At 49.7% G+C, this 7,013-nt stretch carries 6 protein-coding genes; 1 reads left to right on the top strand and 5 read right to left on the bottom strand.

What is annotated here, in order from left to right; genetic code table 11:
- Window positions 1-69: 69 nt before the first annotated feature.
- The 5 genes from B5P39_RS23685 to B5P39_RS23665 form a co-directional block, all read right to left on the bottom strand.
- Window positions 70-522: a hypothetical protein gene (locus tag B5P39_RS23685; RefSeq protein ID WP_254803567.1), complete on the bottom strand. Its 453-nt coding sequence runs from the start codon at window positions 520-522 to the stop codon at window positions 70-72.
- 34 nt (window positions 523-556) lie between these two features.
- Entirely contained in the window at window positions 557-1,027 is a 471-nt protein-coding gene (locus tag B5P39_RS23680) for a phosphatase domain-containing protein (RefSeq protein WP_086904846.1), read from the bottom strand.
- Between the two features lie 65 nt (window positions 1,028-1,092).
- Window positions 1,093-2,376 (bottom strand): DEAD/DEAH box helicase, encoded by a 1,284-nt coding sequence (locus B5P39_RS23675; protein ID WP_088213108.1) that lies wholly within the window; start codon window positions 2,374-2,376, stop codon window positions 1,093-1,095.
- A 37-nt stretch (window positions 2,377-2,413) separates the two neighbouring features.
- Complete coding sequence (locus B5P39_RS23670; protein WP_088213107.1) at window positions 2,414-2,980, bottom strand: methylated-DNA--[protein]-cysteine S-methyltransferase; 567 nt, start codon at window positions 2,978-2,980, stop codon at window positions 2,414-2,416.
- Between the two features lie 129 nt (window positions 2,981-3,109).
- Entirely contained in the window at window positions 3,110-4,627 is a 1,518-nt protein-coding gene (locus B5P39_RS23665; protein WP_441347621.1) for a DNA-3-methyladenine glycosylase 2 family protein, read from the bottom strand.
- A 292-nt stretch (window positions 4,628-4,919) separates the two neighbouring features.
- Here B5P39_RS23665 and B5P39_RS23660 point away from each other — a divergent pair, with 292 nt between their 5' ends.
- Window positions 4,920-6,749 (top strand): ABC transporter ATP-binding protein, encoded by a 1,830-nt coding sequence (locus B5P39_RS23660; RefSeq protein WP_086904850.1) that lies wholly within the window; start codon window positions 4,920-4,922, stop codon window positions 6,747-6,749.
- Window positions 6,750-7,013 lie beyond the last annotated feature (264 nt).

Raw genomic sequence — 7,013 nt, 5'->3', positions numbered from 1 at the left:
AGCTGTGGTGGTGCGCCAATTGAGATCATCCGGCAGTATATTGAGCAGCAACAAACTCCGGCGTAGCCCTCAGAACGGCTTCGCCGTTGCGCTATTCATCCTCGCCCTGAACGGCGAGGTTTTCCGCGCTATCCGATAAATATAATATTGCAGATCGATACTGCTGACGGCGGACTCAATCAGCAACAAGCGAGCGACGAAGGCATCGACCCCATCACCGAGGGGAAATACCCCAGTTTGCTCGGGATGCTGCGTCATGGCGGTTTTTACCGCCTGATACAGGGTGGAGTTTTCGGCTAAGGGATAGGCTGTTTCAATTGATTTTGCGGGTAATTCTGCCATTGAGCTACAACCGTTAATCAACAGGAGCAAAAGCCCCCAAAAGGGAAGCGAGAGACGAAATACCATTTGTTTGACGGGATAACTCTTGCGTTTTTGCCCCATCTTCTTGGCAAGATGCTGGGCGATTGTGTTGGCGAAGGTGGCGCCACAACTGCGCGATGATATCCCTAATATCGTCACTAAATGGTATTCCTTATTTTATGAATTCAGATGGTTAGTCCTGTAACGCATAGAGCACATCGAAGGCAAACTGGTCCCAACCTTCGGCAGTAAACGCAATATCGCGAATACTGCGTACTTGACTAACGGCATGCAAAGGCGCGGCGCCATTGACCATCAAGTAATAGGCCATAATAAGCCCAGTACGGTCTTTACCCGAGCGGCAATGGATTAGCACGGGCAAGTTATCGGCTTCACACTGCTGAATAAACGCCAGCGCACGCGGTAGCTGGGCAACACATATTGCAACATCCCCTTCCTGCGGCGGGACATTGCGGGAGAAAGGAATGCATTCATAACGCAATCCATGATGCTTAAAACTGCCCGGCTCACAGCCCTCTCCGCCATTCACGGATAACACGGCACGGATCCCAGAGTCCTTAAGCTCGGCTAAATCCCAAGGATCCTTATTGGGGCCACTTCGACCCGCTATCTTGCCTTCAACTAACCAAAATAGATGCTGCATACTGCTCCCACAAACCAGATGCGAAGGGACATGAGATGCACTAAGCATAACTCACGCCCAAGGAATTAAGACTTTTTACCCCAAAATTCAAGGTTCGCCGCGGGTAACTGTTTACGCTTTTTCTTGCCAGTGCCTTCGGGTTTAGCCTGCGGTTTTTCCTGCGCCAACACTTCCAGTGGCATCTCGGCATTCGCTTCAAATCCGGTGATTTGTTCACGTACCAGTTTGATTTTGTTTTTCTTTTCAATCACGCCGAAGTGATGATATTCCTCATGGGAAATCAAGGTCACCGCCAAACCCGCCTCTCCCGCGCGGCCGCTACGACCAATACGGTGCATATAATCGGCCGGGCTTCTTGGCAAATCGAAGTTAATCACCACAGGGAGTTTATCAATATCAATACCGCGGGCTGCGATATCAGTCGCAATCAATACACTGATTTCGCCACTTTTAAAGCCATCGAGTACCCGAGTACGCGCGCCTTGCGCCTTATCGCCATGGAAGACTTCGGCACTGATCCCACGTTTAGACAGCTTCTGTGCGAGGTGATTACAAGTATTTTTAGCGCTAACAAAAATAAGCGCCTGCGACCACTGATGCTGTTTAATCAAGTGTGCCAATAGCGCCGTTTTTTGTTCACGGTTGACTGTGATAACACGCTGTTCAATAGTGCTTTCTTGCTCACTTTGCAGATGATATTCAAGCGGTTGATGGAGTAATTTGGCCGTGAGTGCTCGGACTTCTTCAGGGAATGTAGCCGAAAACAATAAGGTTTGTTTCTTGGCGGGCAGCGCCTCAAGCACTTGATTTAATTCATCGGTAAACCCAAGGCTTAACATGCGGTCAGCTTCATCCAGCACTAAGGCCGAGACGCGGTTTAACTTAAGCGCATTACTGGCTAATAAATCCAATAAACGGCCAGGCGTTGCCACCAGCACATCGGCCCCCGCGCGTAAGCTTTGCATTTGCAGATTGACAGACACGCCGCCGAACGCCGCGACTATCTTAAGTTGGCCATTGAAGTGAGAAGCATAGGATAAAAAGCTATCGGCAACTTGCTGCGCCAATTCGCGAGTTGGCACCAGTACCAAACAACGCACTTGGCCTGCCGACTTTTCCGCAGTTTTCGCCTCAAACAGGCGCTGCAATAACGGCACGGCAAAGGCGGCCGTTTTGCCTGAGCCCGTATTCGCCCCCGCTAATACGTCCCGTCCACTGAGCACGGCCGGAATAGTGGCCGCTTGTATGGGCGTAGGGGCCGCATAGGTCAGCTCAGAGAGTCGATTACACAGGGGCGCAATAATGCCAAGTTCGGCAAAGCTGGCAACGGAGGAAGAAGCTTGGGTCATAAAAAATTACATGGCTCATCAATAACAAATATGACCGCTATTCTAACGTAAAATGCGCTCCCTTACTTGTCGATTCCAGCATTAACAGCTGTTGTTTCATCGTAAGTCCATAGGCATAACCGGTTAATTGGCCATTTTTACCAATGATACGGTGACAGGGCACAATAATCGCGATGGGATTGGCACCATTTGCAGCACCTACCGCCCTGACGGCTTTGGGTCTGTCGATACGCTGGGCGATGTCGCCATAACTGCAACTCTGCCCATAACCGACCTGCACCAGCGTCTGCCACACCTGCTGCTGAAATTCGGTTCCCTTAGGCGCTAAGTTTAAGTGGAACTCGGTTAGCTCACCGCGAAAATAATCTTGAAGCTGCGCCTTTGCCTGCTCAATATGGCTTTTGGCCCGCGCAAGTTCGTCATCAGTTGCAACCTTTAGCGGGATCTCCGTTCGGCTCGACCCAACGACCGTTAAGTGGCTCAATCCGTAGGCATTGGCATTGAGTTGTAGTACGCCGATGGGGGTACTTAAGGTATCGACAGCGCAGGGCTGATAATCTTTGGCCGTTGGCGCGCTAATCAGTTGGGAGAAATTCGGGCTCATAATGGTTCTCGTAAACGGCTTTAGTACAGTGTTTTCGAACTGTGTTTCAAATAGTTAATAGTGGCTCTCATATGGAGCCTCGTCACTGGATCCTAGTCACTGGAACAATAACGAGTGGCCTGCAATGCCTTATGCATTGGACCACAGCTGGAAGGTCAAATAACTCCCCCAAGGGGCGATATCCGCACCCACCCGCTGTGCAAGCGCCGTATAATCCAGCTGTTTTACCGCTTCAATATCCAAGCCTTTTTGCTCGGCAACACTGGCTAACAATTGTTTTTTAACAATTAAATCCGTGTGCAAGAAGATATTCGGATCGCCAAGTCCACGCAATTTGGCGTAGGCAATGGTCCAAGGACCTATACCTTTTACTCCAATCCACTCATCGACTGAGGCTTCGGGCTGCTCACAGATAAACGCCGCAAGCGCATTGAGCGCCAGTTTGCGCGCACCGGGCATTTTAAGCTCATCGAGACTCGCTTCACGAATCGCCTGCGGCGTGGGGAACAGGCGATATTCCCGCCCATTTAAACTAAATCGTTCGCCATAGGCTTCGACCAATATATTCAGTAATTTAGTCGCCTGCACTACGCTCACCTGCTGACCTAAGACGGCTCGACAACCCGCCTCAAACACCGCGCCTGCGCCAGGGATCCTAAGCCCGGATTTGCTACTGAGTTTTACATCGGTCAGATGCTGAAGGTTGTGTTCAATCAGCTGCATGTCGGCATCGAGATCTAAAATGCGCCGCACTTGGGTGATGAGCTTTTGTAGGCCCGATAAGGGCGAGTCAGGCGTTAACGTCAGCGTGATTTTAAAGCGATGCAAAGGTGCCTCATGGACGATATGCACCACAGCGCGGATATCCTCAATTTGCAGAGTACGGCCATACTCAAGTGGTATATTTGGGTCAATCGCCCCATGGGAGTGAGGGTTTGCATTATCGCTAAACCATTCCATGCCTTCGACGGCGCGCAGGCGATAAAAGGCTAATTGCGCCGCCCAATCGAGTGGCGGTCGATAATACTGATACAGACTCAAGCTGTGCGCTGGCATCTCCTGCGAACAAGCGAGTTCGGCACTCTCCCCGTCGTCTATTTTAATAGTCGATTTCTGACTGGATTTTCGCAACTGGGTGGGCGTTAATTGCAGCGCCTGCTGAAATGCCTCGTTAAAACGGCGAATACTGTTAAAGCCTGCGGCAAGGGCGACCTGAGTGATGGGCAACTGCGTCTGATGCAACAACTGCTTTGCGAACAATAACTGACGATAGAGGGCAAATTGTTTAGGTGAAGTGCCAAATCCTGCGGTAAATAATTTATTTAAATAACGGCTGCTGATCCCCAATTTGTCCGCCAAGGCCTCGACCGTTAATCCGTGCTCACCAGATAAGGCGCCAGCTTCAATCAAACCTATGGCTCTGTCTAGGGTTGTGTTAGTGCCTTTCCACGGATTAGAGCCAGGAGCACTGTCGGGGCGGCAACGTAGACAAGGCCTGAGTCCCGCCTGTGCAGCTTTAATGGCCGAGTCAAAATAACGCACATTTTCTTCCTTCGGCGCTACTGCTGGGCACACTGTTCGGCAATAAATCCCCGTACTTAACACGCCCACAAAGAACTTACCGTCAAAACGTGGATCGCGGCTCATGCGCGCTTCACGGCAAATCCCGGCGGATATTTGGCAATCCTGCGCGTCGCTTGATGTCGGCTCGGATGGCGGTTGTGGGGCTGAATTTTGGCTCACGCTTGTCTGCTTCATTTGGCTATCCGACACTCTTATTCACAATTTTGTACTTGTCGGTTACTGTACGTCACCCTATGCTAGCACACTCGCGGAAAACGGAACTGGATCATCGCGTGCTTTTAAAGTGCAAGATCCTATATGCTAGACACCTCGACGTTTTCCCCATCCACTTTTCTCAATAAAATAGAGTCAATTCATGTTTAAACGATTTGAATCTTGGGTTGAAGCCCTGCCCGATGGCGAACCAACCAAGCCGCCCACGGGGGTATATGCGTTTTGCCGCCATTACACTAAGGGCTATGAATTACCGCTTATATTAATGTCAGTGCTGACGGCATTAATCGCCATGCTCGAAGTCTCGCTCTTTGGCTTTATGGGGCAATTAGTCGATTGGTTAGTGAAAAAAAGCCCTGAGACGCTCTTTCAAGATGAAGGCTCGACGCTGTTATTAATGGGGCTGATGGTCCTAGTGGTGATGCCATTATTAGTGCTATTTCATGCGCTGATCATGCATCAAACCTTGCTGGGTAATTATCCCATGTCGATTCGTTGGCTTGCGCATCGCTATCTGCTCAAGCAAAGCGTGTCCTTCTATCAAAATGATTTTGCCGGCCGCATTGCCACTAAAGTGATGCAAACTTCCCTTGCGGTCCGTGAAACCGTAATGAAACTGCTCGATGTGCTGGTGTACATTTTAGTGTATTTCACCTCCATGCTGGTGATGGTGGCCAGTGCCGATGTTCGTCTGGTGATCCCCATGCTGATCTGGCTGGCGCTCTATATCGGTTTACAGTGGTATTTTGTGCCTAGGCTGAAAACAGTTTCGACTGAACAGGCCGATGCGCGCTCGACGATGACAGGACGCATTGTCGACAGTTACACCAATATCACCACGGTGAAACTCTTCGCCCATACGGATAAAGAAGCCGAGTATGCCAAGGCGAGTATGCGCAGTTTCCTCGACACTGTGTACCGCCAGATGCGCCTTGTCACGGGGATCAGTGTTAGTGTGCAAGTGATTAACTATATGCTCGCCTTCAGTATTGCCGCTGTGTCTATCCTGCTCTGGAGTGACAATGCCATCTCCGTTGGAGCGATTGCGATTGCCGTGAGTTTAGCGCTGCGTCTCAATGGCATGTCGCAATGGATCATGTGGGAAATCAGTTCGTTATTTGAAAATATCGGCACAGTAACCGATGGGATGAATACCCTTTCCAAGACAACACTTATCCAAGATTCGCCCAATGCCAACACTTTAGTGGTTGAGCAAGGACGTATCGATTTTAATCAGGTGAGTTTCCATTACGGCGAAGAAACTGGTGTTATTGAAGATCTGAACCTCAATATCAAAGCGGGCGAAAAGGTCGGTCTCGTTGGCCGCTCGGGCGCGGGTAAGTCCACGCTAGTGAACCTGTTGATGCGTTTTTACGATGTTGAGAAAGGCCAAATTTGTATCGATGGTCAAGATATTAAAGCGGTCAAGCAGGACTCACTGCGTTCACAGATTGGTATGGTGACCCAAGATACGTCTCTACTGCATCGCACTATTCGGGAGAATATTCTTTACGGTAATCCTGATGCGAGCGAAACCCAGCTCGAGCATGCAATAAAACAGGCTCAGGCCCATGATTTTATTAATGAACTGACCGATCCTAATGGCAACCATGGCTTAGATGCACAAGTGGGTGAACGTGGGGTTAAGCTCTCCGGCGGACAGAGACAACGTATCGCTATTGCTCGGGTACTTTTGAAAAATGCGCCGATTTTACTGCTCGATGAGGCGACTTCTGCCTTGGACTCCGAAGTGGAAGCTGCGATTCAGGAAAGCTTGTATGAACTAATGCAAGGAAAGACTGTGATCGCAATTGCCCATAGATTGTCCACTATCGCGGCGATGGACAGATTAATCGTGCTCGATCAAGGTCGTATCGTCGAGCAAGGCACCCATCAAGAGTTGATTGCTGCTGGCGGTATCTATGCCCAGCTTTGGGCGCATCAAACTGGTGGCTTCCTCGGGATTGAGTAGCTTTGCGTTTCTTAAGCGCACCACCTTTCACTTTGATTTGAAAAATCATTGAGTTTAGATGTAAAAGGCGATCTAGAGTCGCCTTTTTATTTGGCTTTATTATTAGTCTTATTGTTTGCGCTTGCTTTATTGGCTGGCTGGTACAGGCACACAGAGTTTGTTGCCAGCACTTATCCTCAACAATATCCGCATCCTCAAAATATCCACAAATTGGGCTTTAAGTATGGTGCTCAGCTTAGAGCGCACGTGGTTTACTCTCATGTC

The organism is Shewanella sp. Shew256, from assembly GCF_002196695.1.
Classification (GTDB): Bacteria; Pseudomonadota; Gammaproteobacteria; order Enterobacterales; family Shewanellaceae; genus Shewanella; species Shewanella mangrovisoli.
The sequence above is the reverse complement of the archived record's forward strand: the minus strand, read 5'-3'. Positions and strand labels throughout refer to the sequence as shown.

Bases quoted from the DNA above. Each gene is read 5' to 3' on its own strand.
- B5P39_RS23680 (WP_086904846.1), bottom strand. From the start codon at position 1,027: ATGCAGCATCTATTTTGGTTAGTTGAAGGCAAGATAGCGGGTCGAAGT.
- B5P39_RS23675 (WP_088213108.1), bottom strand. From the start codon at position 2,376: ATGACCCAAGCTTCTTCCTCCGTTGCCAGCTTTGCCGAACTTGGCATT.
- B5P39_RS23660 (WP_086904850.1), top strand. From the start codon at position 4,920: ATGTTTAAACGATTTGAATCTTGGGTTGAAGCCCTGCCCGATGGCGAA.
- B5P39_RS23665 (WP_441347621.1), bottom strand. From the start codon at position 4,627: ATGAGCCGCGATCCACGTTTTGACGGTAAGTTCTTTGTGGGCGTGTTA.
- B5P39_RS23670 (WP_088213107.1), bottom strand. From the start codon at position 2,980: ATGAGCCCGAATTTCTCCCAACTGATTAGCGCGCCAACGGCCAAAGAT.